The sequence below is a fragment of the Streptomyces sp. NBC_00440 genome, assembly GCF_036014215.1.
Lineage (GTDB): Bacteria > Actinomycetota > Actinomycetes > Streptomycetales > Streptomycetaceae > Streptomyces.
In genome coordinates, this window is record NZ_CP107921.1 from 7,366,765 (window position 1) to 7,383,259 (window position 16,495).

Below are 16,495 nucleotides of genomic sequence, written 5' to 3' on the forward strand. Positions count from 1 at the left end.
GTCGTGGGGGACCAAGGTCACCAGGCGCTGCTCCACCCGGTTGTGCTGGAATACGAGTCCAGCAGGTCCACCACGAAGACCAGGGCCGAGCCCGACGGGATCAACGGCGAGGGCGACTGATTGCCGTAGCCGAGACGCGGGGGAACGATGATCTCGCGCCTACCGCCGACCTTCATCCCCCTCACCCCCCGGTCCCAGCCCTTGATGACCTTGCCACTGCCCAGGGCGAACTTGAACGGCTGGCCCCGGTCCCAGGAGGCATCGAACTCCTTCCCGGACTCGAAGGTCACCCCGACATAGTGGACCCTGACCACCATGCCCGGCTTCACCTCAGCCCCGTCTCCGACGACCAGGTCCCGGATGGTCAGCTCGGTAGGAGCGTCACCCTCCGGAACGTCGACCTCGGGCTTTGTCAGTTCACTCATTGCCGCCTCATCACTCTCCGTCGGAAGCCGTCGCGCACGGATCAGCCGGGCACGTGGACACTCCATGCAGCAGATGGTCACGCTACCGAGAATGCCGGTCCCCGGAGCACACCGGATCCAGCGGCCACAGGTGGTGATCTTTTGCACTGCCGATGAACGCGACCGGCACGCACAGGTCACGCAGTAATCGCCAGAACGAGACGTGGTGCAGACGGCTGTCGGCACGTTGCGAAACATGTCGACCGAACATGGGGCTTCGCAGGCACAACTCTCTGCAACAAGCAGTCCGAGCGCCCCCGCACCGTCCGCTCCATCCGAGCCCTCGTCCTGCGCCTGACCCGAGAGAACAGACCTGGGGCCACCGCCGGATACAGGGCGAACTCGCCCGCCTCGGCTACCCGATCGCCCCGTCCACAGTCTGGGAGATCCTCCACGCAGCCGGCATCGACCCCGCCACGCAACGCTCCGGCCCGACCTGGCGGCAGCGCGAGGAGGAGGGAAGGCACCGGGAGCTGGAGGGCGGCCTATAGTCGATCTCATGAGTCGTTGGCAGGAACTGACCGGTGGCACATCCGGACACGAGTACGCCGCGCGCTTCGCCGCGCTGGCCCGCAACGGCAAGGATGTGCATGGTGAGGCGCGCTTCTGTGCGGCCCTGGTGCCCGCCGGGGCACGGGTGCTTGACGCCGGGTGCGGTACCGGACGGGTCGCGATCCGGTTGGCGGAGCTGGGGTACGACTGCGTCGGGATTGACCTCGACGACTCGATGCTGGACGTGGCGCGGACTCACGCGCCGGAGCTGCCGTGGTTCCGGGCCGATCTCGCCGAGTTCGATCCGGCCCTGCTCGGCATCGCGGCGGACTTCGACCTGGTCCTCGCTGCCGGCAATGTCTTCCCGCTGCTGGCCGCCGGTACCGAGGCCGCGGTGGTCAAGCGCCTGGCCGGGGCTTTGCGTCCGGGCGGGCTGCTGGTCGTGGGCTTCGGCCTGGACGCCGCCCACCTGCCCGTGCCGCCCGGCATCACGCTGCCGGAGTACGACGCGAGTTGCACTGCGGCGGGCCTCACCCTCGTCGACCGCTTTGCCACCTGGGACGCCGACGCCTACGACGGCGGTGGCTACGCCGTCAGTATCCATCGCACCAGTCCCTGACCCGGCCGCTCAGGTCCATGACCACCGGGGTGAGCGCCAGGCCCAGTTGCCATGGGTGCGCCCGCGCTGGGCACCCGTCGCCCGGTCGAGCCGCCGGCTGTCCGTCGCGGTAGTCCCCATGTCACGGCGCTGATGCGTCCCTGTGCCCGCGGCTCGCTCTGGCGAGCCCGCGCTTCTGTATGCATTGACGCCGATACGGCTGTCGCCCTAAGGTCCTGTTATTCATATAACCGATCTACATTCGTATATACGAACGGAGTCCTGTGGCGAGTACATCGGTCACCCGGGCCCTGCGGATTCTGACCCTGGTTGCGCATGCGGATAAACCGGTCACGCTGAAGCAGATCGCCGAAGAGCTTGAGATCCCCAAGAGCACGGCGCACGGCATCCTGCGCGATCTCACAGGGGAGCGATTCATCGACGTATGCGAGCCCGTGGGATACACCGTCGGCCTTAAGGCGTTCGAGGTCGGAGCCGCGCATCTGCGCATCGCCGGGGTCAGTGGGGTGATCTCGTCCGAACTGGTCGAACTGAGCCGCGCGTTGGACATCACGGCGCACTACGCGGTCCTGGACGGTACCGAGGCCGTGTACCTCTGCAAACAGGACCCGGTCAACGCGGGGATACAACTGGCCAGTTCGTTGGGCGCGCGCCTGCCCTCCCACCTGACCGCGGTCGGCAAGTGCTGTCTTGCCTGGCTCCGTCCTGAAGACGTGGCGGAGCACGTGCACAGCACGGGGGCCGAGGACCCGGGCCGTCTGCGAGAAGAGTTGCTACGGGTCAGGGAGCACGGTCACGCCACCGACGACGGACAGGTCGCCTCCGGTGTGCAGTGCATCGCTGCTCCGGTCTTCGACCCGGCGGGCCCCAGGGGCGCTGTCGGAATCAGTTATCTCAAGGGAGGCTTCCCCGAAGTGGACACGGCAACAGAGGCCGTACGGAAATCCGCGGCTCGCCTGACCGCCAAACTGGGCGGAGTGCAGCGGTGATCCGCGCGAGGCCCTGGCTGGACGGGATCACCCCCTACCGGCCCGGCCGTCAGGCACTGACCGCAGCAGGATCGATGGCCTCCAACGAGTCGCCTCTCGGGGCCAGCCCCAGGGTGGCAGCGGCGGTGGCCGAAGCGGTGACCGGAGCCCATCAGTATCCGGACCCGCTGGCGACGGATCTCCGGCAGCGGCTGGCCGAGTTGCACGAGGTCAGCGTTGAGCACATTCTCGTGGGCAATGGATCCGACGAGTTGATATTCCTGTTGGCCTGGGCCTACCTGGCTCACGGCGGGCAGGCCGTGTGCGCCGATCCGGCCTACCGCGTGGACGAGATCAGCAGCCAGGTGGTCGACGCGCGTCTCACCAGGATCCCCCTGCGGAACTGGACCCACGACCTGTCGGCCATGGCCGACGTGGCGGCCGACATCGCCTATGTGGTCAACCCGCACAATCCCACCGGGACGACGCTGGGACTGCAGGCGATCGAATCGTTCGTCGCACGCGCGCAGAGCCGCCTCGTCGTGGTCGACGAGGCGTATATCGACTTCACCGACGACCCGGCCGCCACGAGTGCCATCCCGCTCGCCCGCCAGGGCAAGGCGGCCGTACTGCGCACCTTCTCCAAGGTGCACGGTCTCGCCGGCCTGCGCGTCGGCTATCTCGTGGCGGACCCGGCGATCATCGACACACTGCGAACCGTCCGCGCCCCGTTCTCCGTCGGTGGCCTGGCCCAGGCCGCGGCCTGCGCGGCCCTCGACGACCACGCGCATTACCAGGCCGTACGACGGCATACGATGCAGCACCGTGCGGCACTGGCCGACCTGTTCACATCCGCCGGCTACGACGTCGTACCCTCACAGGCCAATTTCGTCCTCGTCAGGGCAAGGGACGAGGACCACCTCGTCGCTCGACTCGCCGAGCACGGTGTCTCGGTACGGCCGGGCAGCGCCCTCGGCGCCCCCGGCACCGTCCGGATCAGCGTGCCCTCACTCCCCGGCATGGCCCTGGTCGAGCGAGCTCTCGCCATGCCCTGACGGCTGGGGACCACAGGGATGACCCCGTCGCCCGTACTGGAGGTCAGTCAACCGCGCTCATCCGGGACGCGGTCGGCACGGCCTGCCCGCTGAGGAGGCGTCCCGCGCCCGGCACCGTCGGAGTCAGGCCGAGTTCGGTCAGCAGGCGGAACGTCGTAGCCGTCGCCGCGGACAGCACCGGGATGCCGCACTCGTCCTCGACTGCCTGGATCGCGTCCAGGGACGGCATCTGCACGCAGGCCGACAGGACCAACGCGTCCGCGTTGCTCAGGTCGAGGCGCTTGTAGTGGTCGCGGAGGTCCGCGGGGTCGAGGCGGGCGACGGCGAGGTTGTCGGGGACCTCCAGGCTGAGGGAATCGACCACATCGATACCGGCGGACTCGATGTACTGCGTGACGAGCGAGGTCAGCGGCTTCATGTACGGGGTGACGACGGCGACCCGCCGGGCGCCCAGCGCGGCGATCCCGTCCAGGAGTGCGCCGGCACTGGAGACGACGGGGGCCTTGGCGCCCTGCTCCCGGAGCACGGAAGTGATCTGGTCCTCCGCCGTGCAGTGGTGGCCCGGGCCCTGCGCCATGATCGCGACCAGGCAGGCGGTGGCCACCACGTCCGGCTGGGCGTCGGCCAGTTCGAGAGCGGCGCGTTCCGTCTGCGCGTTCATGCCGCGAAGTTCCTCGGGCGTGACCTGCCGCATACGCATGCGGCTGCTGTGGAAGACGAAGCGGTCGCCCTGCCCGGCATCCTCGCGGGCCCGCAGCATGCGCGGGACCTCGGTCTCCATCGTCAGGTTCGAGCTGGGCACGATCATCCCGATGTGGTGCGTGGGCATGTACTTCCTCCATCAAAAGTCCGGACACGTACGAATTTGGCTGTGGTGAGCCCCGAATGCTCGGCAGAGGCGGGGCAGCGGGGCGGTTGAGGGAGTCAGGAGCTGCGGGCCAGCTGCTCCCAGTGGTCGGCGAGGCGTGTCAGCTCCCGGACGATCTCCTCGCGCCGTTCGGGGGCGTAGGGCTGCAGCAGCTGCTCGTCCAGCTCACGCGCCCGCGTGTTCGCCGTCTCGACCACCTCTCGCCCCTCGTCCGTCAGGTGCAGCAGCTTGCGCCGTGCGTCGGCGGGCGAGGGGGTGCGGGCGAGCAGCCCTCGGTTTTCGAGGCGCCGTGCGATGTCTGCCATGGTGGACGTGTCGAGGGCGGAGAGCGCGGCCAGGGAGCTCTGGTCGAGCCCCGGGTTGGCCTCGGCGATCTGCAACACCGCGAACTGCGGGCCCGTGAGTGTCGCGTCGACGCTGCGCACCCAGACCGCCAGATACGCCTGGTAGAGGCGCCGGGACTGGAATCCGGGCGCTTCGACGAGTCGACGTGGAGCAGCGGGGGCGTCAGTGGCCGCCGTGGAGTCAGTCATAGGCCAACTTTCCCACGGACGCGCGCTCTTCAGCGGGGTGGGGAGCCGCTAGGGCATCACGGAGCAGGGCGAGGGAGGTGTCCGGGTTGTCCCAGAAGACCATGTGGCCGGCGTCCGGCACGCGGATCAGGCGGGCGGCGGGAAGCGAACTGGCGGCCTCGGCGGCTCCTTCGGCCGTCACGACCGGGCTGTCAGCTCCGTACATGAGGGTTGTCGGGGTATTCGCGCCGATCCGCGGCCACCAGTCGAAGAAGTCCTCGCTCTCGAACCCCTCGTGCGTGGCGGTGATCGCCACGTCGCCACAACTGCTCAGCCATCGCGCGCGCAGTTCCTGTTCGCGGCGGGGCCAGGACGGCCAGGAGCGGGCGACCTCGTCGGCGTCCGTGCCGCGCCGGGCCTCTTGCAGCTGGTTCGCGAACGCCGTCAGCGGGGTCGGGTACGGGCCGCGTCCCGGCCCCGACATCGGTGGGTCGACGATTACCGTGCCGCGCAGCGGTACCCGTGCGCGTACGGCCACGACCGTGGCGATGCGGGCACCCATCGAGTGCCCCAGCAGCAAGGGGTGATCGAGGCCGAGCTGTTCGACGACGGCCTCGGCGTCGGCCGCGTAATCGTCCAGCGCATAGCTGTCACCGTCGTCGGACAGGCCCCGGCCACGTACGTCCAGGACGACCGGGCGTACGGGACCGGTCAGGGCGCGGGCCACGAAGTCCATGGTCACGGCGGGGGAGGTGATTCCGGGCAGGATCAGCACCGGAACGCCGTCGCCGCCGTAGTCCAGGGCGTGCAGGCGCAGGCCGCCGTGGTGGGCCCAGCGGCTGCGGGCGGGGATGTCGGCGAGGTCGGCGAGTGCCGGCTGGGTGAGCGAGCGCTGGTTCATGGTGCGGGAGTCCTCACTGTGCGGTGGGGAGTTCGGCGAGGTAGCCGAGGGCGTCGGCCTGGTCGATGACGTCGCCGTACTTGGCCTGGATGTCGAAGAGGGCAGCGTCGTGCGGTCCCTGGGCGCGGTCGCCGACGGCGTCGCTCGGCACCAGCACCTGGAACCCGGACTGGACGGCGTCGACGGCGGTGGCGCGCACGCAGCCGCTGGTCGTGGCCCCGCACACCACGGCCGTGTCCCGGCCGAGGGCCGTGAGCTGCGCGGAGAGCGAGGTGCCGAAGAACGCGGATGCCCCCTTCTTCACCACGAGCACGTCCCCGTCCCGGTACGGCAGCCGGGGGTCGAGCGCGACCGCGTCGCTGCCTTCGCGCAGGGCGCGCATACCGGTCGCCTTGTCCAGCCAGGCGACGGAGCGGCCGTCGGCCTCGGCGGGCGTGTAGCTGATCGCCGTGAAGATCACGGGCACACCGGCTTCGCGCGCTGCCTCGATGAGCTGGGTCGTGGCGGCGACGGTCGCGGTGAGGTCGCTGCCGGTCGGGAAGTCGGCTTCGGTGAAGCCGCGGGTGAGATCGACGACGACCAGGGCGGGCCGGGTGCCGCGGGGCACGGGGCTGCCGAAGCCGGCCCGTTCGTAGACGGAGTCGGTCCGTCGGCCGTAGCGCGCGGTCATGGGGTCCTCACATCGGGGGTGTCAGCGGCGGGAGAAGGCACGGGTGATCAGCCAGCCTTGGAACATCCCGGCGGCGAAGGCCGCCACGACGGGTGCGTAGCGGGTGGCCGTGGGGCCGACGAGGAGCGCCAGTCCGTCGAGTTCGGGTGCTGTGGCAGCTGTGGCAGGTGTGGGCGCCGGGCTTCGGGCGGCGCCGGTGGTGGTGCTGCCCGTGCTGCCCGTGGCGATGGCCGGGCTGCCGGACAGCTGCCCCACCAGGTTCTGGGCGAACTGCCGCAGCAGGCGGTCGGAGACCGTCACGATGGCACCCTTGCCGAACTGGGCGATCTTGCCGCGGATGACCAGGTCGGTCGAGATCCGCAACAGCGACCCCGAGCCGTCGGGAGCCTCCGCCACCTCCAGGTCGACTGCGGCCTCGGCATCGCCGCTGCCGTGGACGTCGGCGCCGCTGGCCTGCAGCCGCAGGCGACGTGCCTCCGGGTCGGATTCGAGGAACCGCACCGTCCCCGCGTAACCGGCCGTGATCGGCCCGACCTTGACCTTGACCGTGCCGCGCCAGGCGTCGCCGTCGAGTCCTTCGAGGGCCGCGCCCGGCATACAGGCGGCCACCCGCTCCACCTCGTTGAGGAGCTTGAACACGGCATCGGGTGCTGCCTGCACCGCGATCTCGTTGGTGAGGATCACTGGACGTTTCCTTTCTGGTGCCCGCGCCGGGCTGTGGCGCAGTGCTCGACCGCGTCGACGATGGTCTGGTAGCCGGTGCAGCGGCACAGGTTGGAGGAAACGGCCTCGCGGATCTCCTTACGGTCCGCGTCCGGGTTCTCCGCGAGGAAGCCCTCGGCGAGCATGAGGAAGCCGGGGGTGCAGAAGCCGCACTGGAGTCCGTGCCGATCGGCGAATGCCTGTTGGAGATCGCTGAGCCGGCTGTCGCCGGAGAGCGACTCGACGGTGCGGACCTGCTTTCCTTCCGCCTGCACGGCGAACATGAGGCAGGAGCGGGCCGGACGTCCGTCGACGAGTACGGTGCACGCCCCGCAGATGCCGTGTTCGCAGGCCAGGTGGGTGCCCGTGAGCCCGAGGTCGTGGCGGAGGGTGTCGGCGAGGGTGCGGCGCGAGTCCAGGACGACCTCACGCGCCGTGCCGTTCACGGTGAGGCTGACCAGCTGGTGGTCCGTGGAGTTGCTGCTCATGCTTGTGCGGACTCCTTGTGCTTGTAGGCCGCTTGTTCCAGGGAGAGCTGGATCTGCTCCGGACGGATGGGGGTGTTCTCCAGCTCCACGCCGGTGGGGCGCAGGGCGTCGTTGACGGCGTTGAGCACGGCGGCGGGGGCACCGATGGTGCCGCCCTCGCCGGCGCCCTTCGCGCCCGTCTCGGTGATCAGGGAGGGAGTCTCCAGGTGGTGGATGGTGATGTCCGGGATCTCGGCCGCGGTGGGCATCTTGTACTCCATGAATCCGGTGCACTCGGGGTCGCCCTGGGCGTCGTAGGTGACGTGTTCGTACAGCGCCCCGGCGATCCCCTGGGCGATGCCGCCGCGGCACTGGCCCTCCACGACCGTGGGGTTGATGGCGACGCCGCAGTCCTCCACACAGACGTACCGCAGGATCTCGACCTGGCCGGTGCCCTCGTGCAGCTCCACGACGACGCCGTGAGTGGCGTTGGAGAAGGTGCCGTCGCTCAGGGTGTCGAACGACGCGGTGGCCGTCAGGCCAGGTTCCGTTCCGGCGGGCAGCAGGTCCGCCCGCAGGTAGGCGACCTCGGCCAACTCGACGTGCGTCAGGCCGCGTTCGGGGTCGTCCCGTAGCCGCACCCGGCCCTTGTCGAGAACGGTGTCCTCGTACGGGACATCCAGCAGGGCTGCCGCGAGGGCGCGCAGCTGCTCGCCCAGCTTTCCCGCGGCGCGGCGTACCGCGCTGCCGCCGATGGCGATGGAACGGCTGGCGAAGGTCCCCCAGCCGTAAGCGATCCGTTCGGTGTCGCCCTGGTGCAGCTTGACCTTGTGCAGCTCCAGGCCCAGCTCGTCGGCGGCGATCTGGGCCATCGTCGTCTCATGGCTCTGCCCGTGGCTGATGGTGCCGGTCGTGACGGTGAGCGCGCCGGTGGTGTCCATCCGTACCTCGGCGAGGTCGAAGCCCGGCACCACCTTCATCCTGCGTTGCGCGAAGGCGGCGGTGCCGTACCCGGTGCGCTCGCTGAAGCAGGAGTATCCGATACCCAAGTGGCGTCCCTGTTCCGCCGCTTCGGCCTGGCGCGCGTACCAGCCCTCGTCCCGCAGCGACTTCTCGCACAGGTCGAGCGACTCCAGGTACGAGCCGGGGTCGTACGTGATGTTGTTGACGCCGGTGTACGGGAATTCGGTGATGACGTTACGGCGGCGGATCTCGACCGGATCCATGCCGAGTTCACGGGCGGCACGCTCGAAGACCCGCTCGACGGCCATCACGTACTGGGGGCGGCTGACACCCCGGTAGGGGGCCGTCGGTGCCTTGTTGGTGGTGATCGCCCGGCCTCGCACCCGGTAGGCGGGGATGCGGTAGACGCCGGGCATCTCGGACGAGGCCATCAGCGGCTCGATGCCCACGGTGAACGGGTAGCAGGAGTAGGCGCCCATGTCGCAGACCACATCGGCGTCAAGGGCCAGGATGTGCCCGTCGGAGTCGAACGCGGCGCGCAGGCTGTAGTGCTGCTCGCGGGCCAGGAAGGACGCGGTCAGCGCGTCCTTGCGGTCCTCGATCCACTTCACCGCCCGCCCCAGGCGCATGGCTGCCGCGCCGACAGCGATCTCCTCGCGGCCCACCACGCACTTGATGCCGAAGCCGCCACCCATGTCGGGCACCACCACCCGTACGGCTCGCTCGTCCAGGCCCATGCAGTTCGCCATCACGGTCCGCACCTGGTGGGGGATCTGCGTGCACGTGTGCACCACCAACTGCTCCTCGCGCGCGTCCCATTGGGCCAGAGCGCCACGGGTCTCCAACGGCAGGGCGTTCTGCCGCCCGGTCCGCGACTCGACGCGTACGGTGCACGGGGCGTCGGCGAAGATCCGGTCGATGCCCTCCGTCGCGAAGAGGGACACGTCCAGCAGTGTGTTGCCCGGGGCCTCTTCGTGGACGAGCGGTGCGCCAGGAGCCAGTGCCGTGCCCTCGTTCAGGATCGGCGGGAACACGTCGTAGACAGCCTTGGCGGCCTCGATGCCGTCCTCCGCCGCGTACGGGTCCTCGGCGATCACGATCGCGATGGGTTCACCGACGAAGCGCACCCGGTCGCGGGCGAGTACCGGCATCTCGGTGGGCACGTACTCCTCGGGGGGACGGTGCAGACCGGCGGTGATCGCGCTCAGGTCCAGGTCATCGGCGGTGAACGCGGCCACCACTCCGGGCACTTCGCGCACCGCGGACAGGTCGAGGGAGGTGAGCCGGCCCGACGCGACACTCGACCGGACGAACTGGGCGTGGAGCATGCGCGGCAGCTGGATGTCGTCGACGAACCGGCCGCGCCCGGTCAGCAGCCGTGGATCCTCGCGGCGCGGGACGGCGGTACCGACCAGGGGGGAAGGGGCCGTATCGGTGCGGTTCATCGGGACATCGCCTCCTCGCAGGCCTGTATGACCAATCGGCGGGTGAGGATCCGCCGGTACTGTGCGGTGCCGTTGCCGTCACCCGGCGGGTCGATCGCAGCGGCGGCGGCCTCGGCACAGGCCGCGAACAGCACGTCTTCGGACCCGCCCCGGGCGAGTGCCTCCTCCGCTTCGGGCACCTGTACCGGCGCCGGGGCGACGCCGCCGAGCGCCACCCGCCCGCCGCGCACGGCGCCGTTCTCCACGTCCAGATCGACGGCGGCCACCACGATGCCGAAGTCCCCCTTGCGCTCGGCGAATTCGGTGAGCGCCGCATGAGGTGCCGGGTGCGGGAACACCAGCTCGGTGATGAGCTCGTCGGGTTCGAGCGCGGTGCTGAAGAAGCCGTAGAAGAAGTCGCCGGCGGTGATGGTGCGGGTGCCCCGGGGGCCTCGGGCCACGATCCGCGCGTCGAGCAGGACGGCGAGCAGGCACCACTCGGCGGTGCTGTCTCCGTGGGCGATGCTGCCGCCGACGGTGCCGCGGGTACGGATCGGCAGGTGACCGACCCATCGCATGGCGTCCCTCAGCACGGCGAAACCGGCCCCCAACTGCGCTTCGTCCGCCGTCTCGACCGCGTGGTGGGTGGTGAGGGCGCCGATGCGCAGCCCGTCGGGGCCGTGCCGGAACCCGGTCAGGCCCTCGCTCTCGGGGAGGCTGCCGATGTCCACCAGGTGCCGGGGCCGCGCGAGCCGGTAGTTCATCATGGCGATGAGGCTCTGGCCGCCCGCCAGCAGCTTGGCTTCGTCACCCAGCTCGGCGAGCAGCCGGGCGGCGTCCTCGGCCGATCGCGCGCGGTGGTAGGTAAAGGGGGCGGGTTTCATGGCCCTCCTCTCATCGTGCTCGGATACGGGTCAGATGGTGGGCCGGGCGGGCTCGGCGGACGGGCCGGCCGAGCGGTGGGCCGCAGCACCCGGGGCCGGGTCCGGCTCCACGTGGTCCAGCTCGCGGCCCTTCGTCTCCGGAGCGGCCACGGCCATCCATCCCACCGCCAGCGCCGCCGCGGCACCGAGCACCGCGAAGGTCAGCGGCAGTCCGAGGACCGGCCACATGAGCGTGCCGAACAGCAGGGGTGCGAAGCCCGTGGCGACGCGGCTCGCCGCGGACGCGGAGCCGAAGCCGGTGGCCCGCATCGACGTCGGGTACAGCTCGGCCACGTAGGCGTACAGCGCCGGGATGGTCAGTTGAATGGTGAACCCGAAGACGCCGAGCGCCACCATGGCGGCTGTAGGAGTGCTCAGCAGCAGCGCGAACAGCACCAGCGCGGCGGACGCGAGCGGAGCCGAGACACCGATCAGCCACTTCCGGCCGACCACGTCCACCAGCCAGGCCGACGCGGCAACCCCGAGGATGCCCACGGCACTCATGAGCGTGGTGCCCGTGAAGGCCGCTGTGTCGCTGTATCCCTGGTCGGCGAGGATGGAGGGCATCCAGCTGAGCGCGGCGTAGTACACGAGCATGATCGTGACGAACAGTGCCCAGGCGACCGAGGTGATGCGCGGGTTGAACGTCCACACCCGGCCCAACTGGGCGAAGGTTTCGGTGAGTCCATGTTTCGGGGACGCCTTCTCCGGTGGGGGAGCGGGTACGGCGTACGGTTCGGCGGGGGTGCCGGTGCGGGCCACGAGGTCGTCGATGACGGTACGTGCCTCGGCCTCACGTCCCTTGGCGGTGAGGTAGATCGGTGACTCGGGTACCCCGCGCCGTACCCAGAAGAGCAGCAGCGCGGGCAGCGTCATGGCACCCAGCATCCAGCGCCAGTTCCCGCCGAGGTCCAGCATCACGGTCGAGGCCACGCCGCACAGGGTGCCGCCGACCGGCCACCACAGATCCAGCGCGGTCAGGATCCGGCCGCGGTATTTGCGTGGTGAGAACTCGCTGATGAGCGCGTAGTCGACGGGGATACAGCCACCGAGACCGACGCCTGCGAGGAAGCGCAGCAGCAGGAAGGTGTCGTAGGTGGGGGAGACGGCGGCCAGGACGGAGAAGACGGCGAAAACCAGCAGCGTGGTGCTGAAGGCCTTCTTGCGGCCGATACGGTCCGCGACGGAACCCCAGGCCACCGCACCGGCCGCCATTCCGATGAGGTTGGCGGTGGCGACGAGGCTGCGTTGCCCGACGGACAGGTCGAACTCCGTGCCGAGCAGCGGGGTGAGGAAGCCGTTGAGGGCGACGTCCCAGGCATCGAAGAGATAGCCGAGGCCGCCGATGATGAAGATGCGGCCCTGTACGCCCCATTTCCAGGGGAGTTCCTGGACAATCTGGTCACCGGTTTTCACGCGCGTACTCCAGGTCTGCAGAGGAGGGGCGCCGCGTCGTCGCGGGCGCTGGATGACTGCACGAGTTGCGGGTGCGGGCCGCCGGGCGGAGGCCTGGGGTGTTAGGAGCCGGGAGAGGATCAGCGGTGGTGCCGATAGGCGAACTGCTCCTGACCGGCGCTGTCGAGCGGACTGCCGCTCCACAGCCAGTCGTACGAGACGTCCGACTCGCCGTCGAAGCTGGTCGCGAGCGCGGCGTCACGGGCCTGCTGCTCGGGCCCGTCCGGGTGGCGGTAGAAGGTCTTGTTGCGCAGGGAGGCCTGCTGCACCATCCCGGCGTGCTTGGCCCGGCGGCGGACGTAACGCTGCAATGCGTCCTCCACCCCGGTCACCGTCACGCCGGCGAGTTCTTCAGCGAGGACGGCGGCGTCCTCCATGGCCTGGGATGCGCCCTGGGCCTGATAGGGCAGCATCGCGTGGCAGGCATCGCCGAGCAGCGCGACCCGGCCGTCGACCCAGACCGGGTCGGGACGCCGGTAGTAGAGGGCGAAGCAGGTGACATCGTCCTTGGCCTTCGACAGCATTGCCGGAACGCGGTCGTCCCACCCCTCGTAGGCATCGACCAGCTGCTGCGCGGGGGCCGTGGTGGACCACTGCTCGGCGACCTCGTCGGTGCACGGAACACAGCCGACGACGTTGAGGGACTCGCCGCCACGGATGAGGTAGTGCACGAGGTGGCGTCCGGGCCCGTACCAGATGGTGCTCTGGAAACGGTCGAAGAGGAACCGGGTGGCCGGGTCCGCCCGCAGCAGGTCCCCGGGGATCAGTGTGCGGAAGGCCATGTCGCCCGAGAAGACGAGCGTGTCCTCGGCACCTATGAGGTCACGCACCTGGGAGCGGACGCCGTCGGCGCCGATGAGGACGTCGCCGGCGTACCGGGTGCCGTCCTCGGTGACCGCGACGGGGCGCTGCGGATCGCTGCGGTCGATGGCGGTCACCCGGCTGCCGGTGCGGATCCGGACGGCGGGGCCCGGACCCTCCGGATCGGAGCAGGCGTCGAGGATGATCTGGTGCAGATCCGCCCGGTGGTAGTGCCAGTACGGGGCGTTGAAGGTTTCCTTGACGTGCTGCCCGAGTGGTGTGAGCCCGATGATGCTGCCGTCCTGCCAGCGACGGCGGACCTGGTCCTGGGGCTCCGTGCGGATGGCCTCCAGGCGGCGGCGCAGTCCGAGGCCCATCAGGATGCGGCTGGCGTTCGGCGCGGTCTGGATGCCCGCCCCCACCTCGCCGAGCTCGGCGGCCTGTTCGAGGACGGTGACCCGCAGGCCCTGATGGCGCAGCGACAGCGCGGCGGTGAGCCCGCCGAGGCCGCCACCGACAACGGTGATTTCAAACGACTGGCTGAGAGCCACGATGGCTGTTCTCCCGGGAGTCTGGTGAGGTCGTGGGTCCTGCGGTGCCGGCTGCCGGCCGCAGCTGTCCCGGTTCCGGTCGCAGCTGTTCCGGCGTCGGGCGCAGCTGCTCCGGTGCCGGCCGCTTCGATGTCAGCTCTCGACCAGACGGCCGCCGGTGACGACCTCGGCGCCGTCGACGGCGACCGTGCAGCCGCGCATGGCGATGTCGAGGTGGGCGTACGACTCGCGCTGCAGGTGCGGGTGCGGGCCCGTCGACCACAGGAAGTTCCCGGCGAAGGCGCGGGCGTCCATGCCCATCAGGTCGTCCTTGCCGTACATCGCGGTCGCGAACCAGTCGGCGGTGCGCATCAGGCCCCAGCCCATGTGGGAGAGGCTGCGGGCCCACTGGTCCTGCGAGTCGTCGAAGAAGGTGTTGAGCATCTCGGCCTCGGCGCCGCCGGTGACCTTGTCGATGTGTCCGCCGGAGACCTCCAGCGTGACGGGCGTGCGTACGTACTCCTTGAACGGGAGCAGGATGTCGCCCTCGGCGAGCACGATCTGCCCGTCCGAGATCTCCGGCCAGCACAGCACCATCGTGCTCGGCCAGTGGTCCCAGCGCCCCGGGTCGTCGGCGAAACCGCACTGGAACTCCGGCTTGGATCCCGGGAGTTGAATGGTGAGGTCGGTGCCCGCGGCCGAGGTGACGTGCATGACGGACGAGGCCTTGAGCAGCTCCACGCCGCGGAGCACCTCCTCCTTGTCCGACTCCTTGGGCAGATTGCGGATCAGTACGTCCGGGGCGTCGCAGACGAAGATGATCCGGGTTCCGGCGCGCAGGATCTCCTGCTGCACCGGGGCGTGGATGAACCCCTCGCGGGTCAGATCGACCACCAGGTCGGCGGACTTCAGCAGGGTCTGCGCGGTGGTGTCGTTGAGTACGGAGATGAGGCCGGGGCCCGCGCCCGTGTGGGTGCTGGGCATCGGGGCCGGGCTGCCGCCGGGCACGGTCGCGGCGATGACATGCGCGCCGCACGTCTTGGCCGCTCCGAACGCGGCGGCCACGTAGTCGCCGCGGCTGCCGGGCTCGGACAGCACGACGACGTGTTCGCCCTCGCGGAGCTTGCAGAGGCGGAGCTGGCGGGTGAATGCGTCGAGCAGATCGACGGAGGTCAGATCGAACACGAGATGTCCTTCCTGGGCTCGGCTGAGTGCACGCGGGCATGACGAACAGGCCTGTTGTGCACGGGTGATGAGCTGCGAAGACACGGGGCGGAGCACCGCCCGACAGAGATAATCCGAACACGTACTATCTCGCTTGGCAAGGGGTGGCGGAGGACTTAACGCGCCGAGTTCACCTTCGGTCCGGTCCGGAGATCACCCGCCGCAGCCTTCGTCGTGAGGCCTTCGCTGCGCACCCCGACGGCATCAAGGCCGCCCTTGGAATACGGGCAGGGGGTGTTCCGGTGCTCACGTTCGTATCGCTCTTCCCTTGTGCAGGAGCGGGGTTCGCCCTTCGTAGGCTCAGGGCATGACCAAGCACCCAGATGTGGAACGTTTGACGAGTGTGTGGAGGCGGATCGCCCGCTGGTTGGCCGGAGTTGCCCGGGGTGGTGAACGGATGCCTGGTGTGGGAGAACCCTGAGGCTCCAACCACGGACGGCTGGGAGCCGTTCCACCCGGTTCACTGAGGATGGTTGGCTCCCAGCTCCGGCCGGTTGAAGGCCAGGGCTGGGAGCGTGATCAGCCGGTCAGGGCTTCTTCATCTCACAGATGAGGTCGGCCTTGGATGTATCGCATGCCTTGAAGCAAGAGTCGCCGATGCAAGGCAACCCACGGGCGGGGGCGTACCCGTCAGACGGCGCTGTCGCCTCGGTCTCCTGAGAGGGCGTGCCGGCGCAGCAGGAGAATGCCGGAGTGTTTCACAGTGTCTCGGGGCACTGGGATTGTTTCTTCTTTGCGTAGGGTTTGAGGTATGAGCCCAGAGCATATAGAGCGGACGACCGCCGCCTGGCAGCAGTTGATCGAATGGCTTCGCGTGCATGCCCCAACCTCGCACGCTTCGATTCTGCCCCCGGCCACCGAGGCCGAGATAGAGGAAGCGGAAGGCCGCCTCAGGCAATACTGCGGGTACGGCTTTCCACCCGAGCTGGTCGCCCTCTGGGCGATGGCCGGCGGGGTCCAGCAGCTCGACATCGACGAGTGCGACGAAGAGGGCGAGGTGGACACCGGGCGGTTCCTGCCCCACGGACTGCTGCTCACCCCTGCTCAGTCGATCCGGCCGCGGCTTGCAGGCTTCGACCGCCAGGGCAAGGACTCCTGGGGAAGCGCGCACTGGGCGGCCCCCTTCGGCAACTACCCCGAAGCAACCGACACCGGCCTGTACCTGTCGGCCGCCGGGCTCGGTAAGTGGAGGAGCTACGAAGGCTTGTTCATGGATGAACCGCTGTATCCGTCCATCGCCGCGTACCTGGAAGCAGTCAACCGAACGCTCGACGAGGGACCGGACAAGGTGAGGGGTTTTCAGGTGCCGGGCATCGTGTACGGGTGCCTCATCTGGGATGATCCGCAGGATCCCAGGCTGGACGAGACGTTCGCTGACTGGCGGCCCGTGCACTGAACAGATGGGGTCCCACTCCACCCTGCTGGTGGAGTGGGACCCGGTCAGCCGAGCGGCAGTC

Annotated in this window: 16 protein-coding genes and 1 pseudogene; 5 read left to right on the forward strand and 12 right to left on the reverse strand. The window is 69.5% G+C overall.

What is annotated here, in order from left to right; genetic code table 11:
* Positions 1 to 17: 17 nt before the first annotated feature.
* A complete protein-coding gene (locus tag OHB13_RS32830; protein WP_328379517.1) occupies positions 18 to 425 on the reverse strand; it encodes an FKBP-type peptidyl-prolyl cis-trans isomerase in 408 nt (135 codons plus the stop codon).
* A gap of 318 nt (positions 426 to 743) precedes the next feature.
* Between OHB13_RS32830 and OHB13_RS32835 the strand changes: the two are divergent.
* The 4 genes and pseudogenes from OHB13_RS32835 to hisC form a co-directional block, all read left to right on the forward strand.
* A pseudogene (locus tag OHB13_RS32835) lies at positions 744 to 910 on the forward strand (integrase core domain-containing protein); the annotation flags it as partial.
* 53 nt (positions 911 to 963) lie between these two features.
* Entirely contained in the window at positions 964 to 1,575 is a 612-nt protein-coding gene (locus OHB13_RS32840) for a class I SAM-dependent methyltransferase (RefSeq protein ID WP_328379518.1), read from the forward strand.
* A gap of 263 nt (positions 1,576 to 1,838) precedes the next feature.
* Positions 1,839 to 2,564, forward strand: a complete 726-nt coding sequence (locus OHB13_RS32845; RefSeq protein WP_328379519.1) for an IclR family transcriptional regulator — start codon at positions 1,839 to 1,841, stop codon at positions 2,562 to 2,564.
* Positions 2,561 to 3,598, forward strand: coding sequence for a histidinol-phosphate transaminase (gene hisC / locus OHB13_RS32850; protein ID WP_328379520.1), 1,038 nt, complete (start codon positions 2,561 to 2,563; stop codon positions 3,596 to 3,598). The genes OHB13_RS32845 and hisC overlap by 4 nt, the downstream gene beginning before the upstream one ends.
* A 43-nt stretch (positions 3,599 to 3,641) precedes the next feature.
* Here the strand turns inward: hisC and OHB13_RS32855 are convergent, their stop codons facing one another.
* The 11 genes from OHB13_RS32855 to OHB13_RS32905 form a co-directional block, all read right to left on the reverse strand.
* Positions 3,642 to 4,427: a maleate cis-trans isomerase family protein gene (locus tag OHB13_RS32855; RefSeq protein WP_328379521.1), complete on the reverse strand. Its 786-nt coding sequence runs from the start codon at positions 4,425 to 4,427 to the stop codon at positions 3,642 to 3,644.
* 95 nt (positions 4,428 to 4,522) lie between these two features.
* Positions 4,523 to 4,999, reverse strand: a complete 477-nt coding sequence (locus OHB13_RS32860; protein ID WP_328379522.1) for a MarR family winged helix-turn-helix transcriptional regulator — start codon at positions 4,997 to 4,999, stop codon at positions 4,523 to 4,525.
* Positions 4,992 to 5,879: an alpha/beta fold hydrolase gene (locus OHB13_RS32865; protein ID WP_328379523.1), complete on the reverse strand. Its 888-nt coding sequence runs from the start codon at positions 5,877 to 5,879 to the stop codon at positions 4,992 to 4,994. The genes OHB13_RS32860 and OHB13_RS32865 overlap by 8 nt, the downstream gene beginning before the upstream one ends.
* A 13-nt stretch (positions 5,880 to 5,892) precedes the next feature.
* Positions 5,893 to 6,549: an isochorismatase family protein gene (locus OHB13_RS32870; RefSeq protein WP_328379524.1), complete on the reverse strand. Its 657-nt coding sequence runs from the start codon at positions 6,547 to 6,549 to the stop codon at positions 5,893 to 5,895.
* A 21-nt stretch (positions 6,550 to 6,570) separates the two neighbouring features.
* Complete coding sequence (locus OHB13_RS32875) at positions 6,571 to 7,233, reverse strand: SRPBCC family protein (protein ID WP_328379525.1); 663 nt, start codon at positions 7,231 to 7,233, stop codon at positions 6,571 to 6,573.
* Entirely contained in the window at positions 7,230 to 7,739 is a 510-nt protein-coding gene (locus tag OHB13_RS32880; protein ID WP_328379526.1) for a (2Fe-2S)-binding protein, read from the reverse strand. Before OHB13_RS32880 ends, OHB13_RS32875 begins: the two co-directional genes overlap by 4 nt.
* Entirely contained in the window at positions 7,736 to 10,126 is a 2,391-nt protein-coding gene (locus OHB13_RS32885) for a xanthine dehydrogenase family protein molybdopterin-binding subunit (protein ID WP_328379527.1), read from the reverse strand. Before OHB13_RS32885 ends, OHB13_RS32880 begins: the two co-directional genes overlap by 4 nt.
* Positions 10,123 to 10,989 carry an FAD binding domain-containing protein gene (locus OHB13_RS32890; RefSeq protein ID WP_328379528.1) on the reverse strand — a complete coding sequence of 289 codons (867 nt, stop codon included), beginning with the start codon at positions 10,987 to 10,989 and terminating at the stop codon, positions 10,123 to 10,125. The genes OHB13_RS32885 and OHB13_RS32890 overlap by 4 nt, the downstream gene beginning before the upstream one ends.
* 30 nt (positions 10,990 to 11,019) lie before the next feature.
* Positions 11,020 to 12,444, reverse strand: coding sequence for an MFS transporter (locus OHB13_RS32895; RefSeq protein ID WP_266850886.1), 1,425 nt, complete (start codon positions 12,442 to 12,444; stop codon positions 11,020 to 11,022).
* A 119-nt stretch (positions 12,445 to 12,563) separates the two neighbouring features.
* On the reverse strand, positions 12,564 to 13,835 hold the full coding sequence (locus tag OHB13_RS32900; protein ID WP_266850884.1) for an FAD-dependent monooxygenase: 1,272 nt from the start codon (positions 13,833 to 13,835) through the stop codon (positions 12,564 to 12,566).
* Positions 13,836 to 13,967: 132 nt separating this feature from the next.
* Entirely contained in the window at positions 13,968 to 14,999 is a 1,032-nt protein-coding gene (locus OHB13_RS32905; RefSeq protein ID WP_328379529.1) for a hypothetical protein, read from the reverse strand.
* Positions 15,000 to 15,789: 790 nt separating this feature from the next.
* Here OHB13_RS32905 and OHB13_RS32910 point away from each other — a divergent pair.
* Positions 15,790 to 16,434 carry a hypothetical protein gene (locus tag OHB13_RS32910; RefSeq protein WP_328379530.1) on the forward strand — a complete coding sequence of 215 codons (645 nt, stop codon included), beginning with the start codon at positions 15,790 to 15,792 and terminating at the stop codon, positions 16,432 to 16,434.
* Positions 16,435 to 16,495 lie beyond the last annotated feature (61 nt).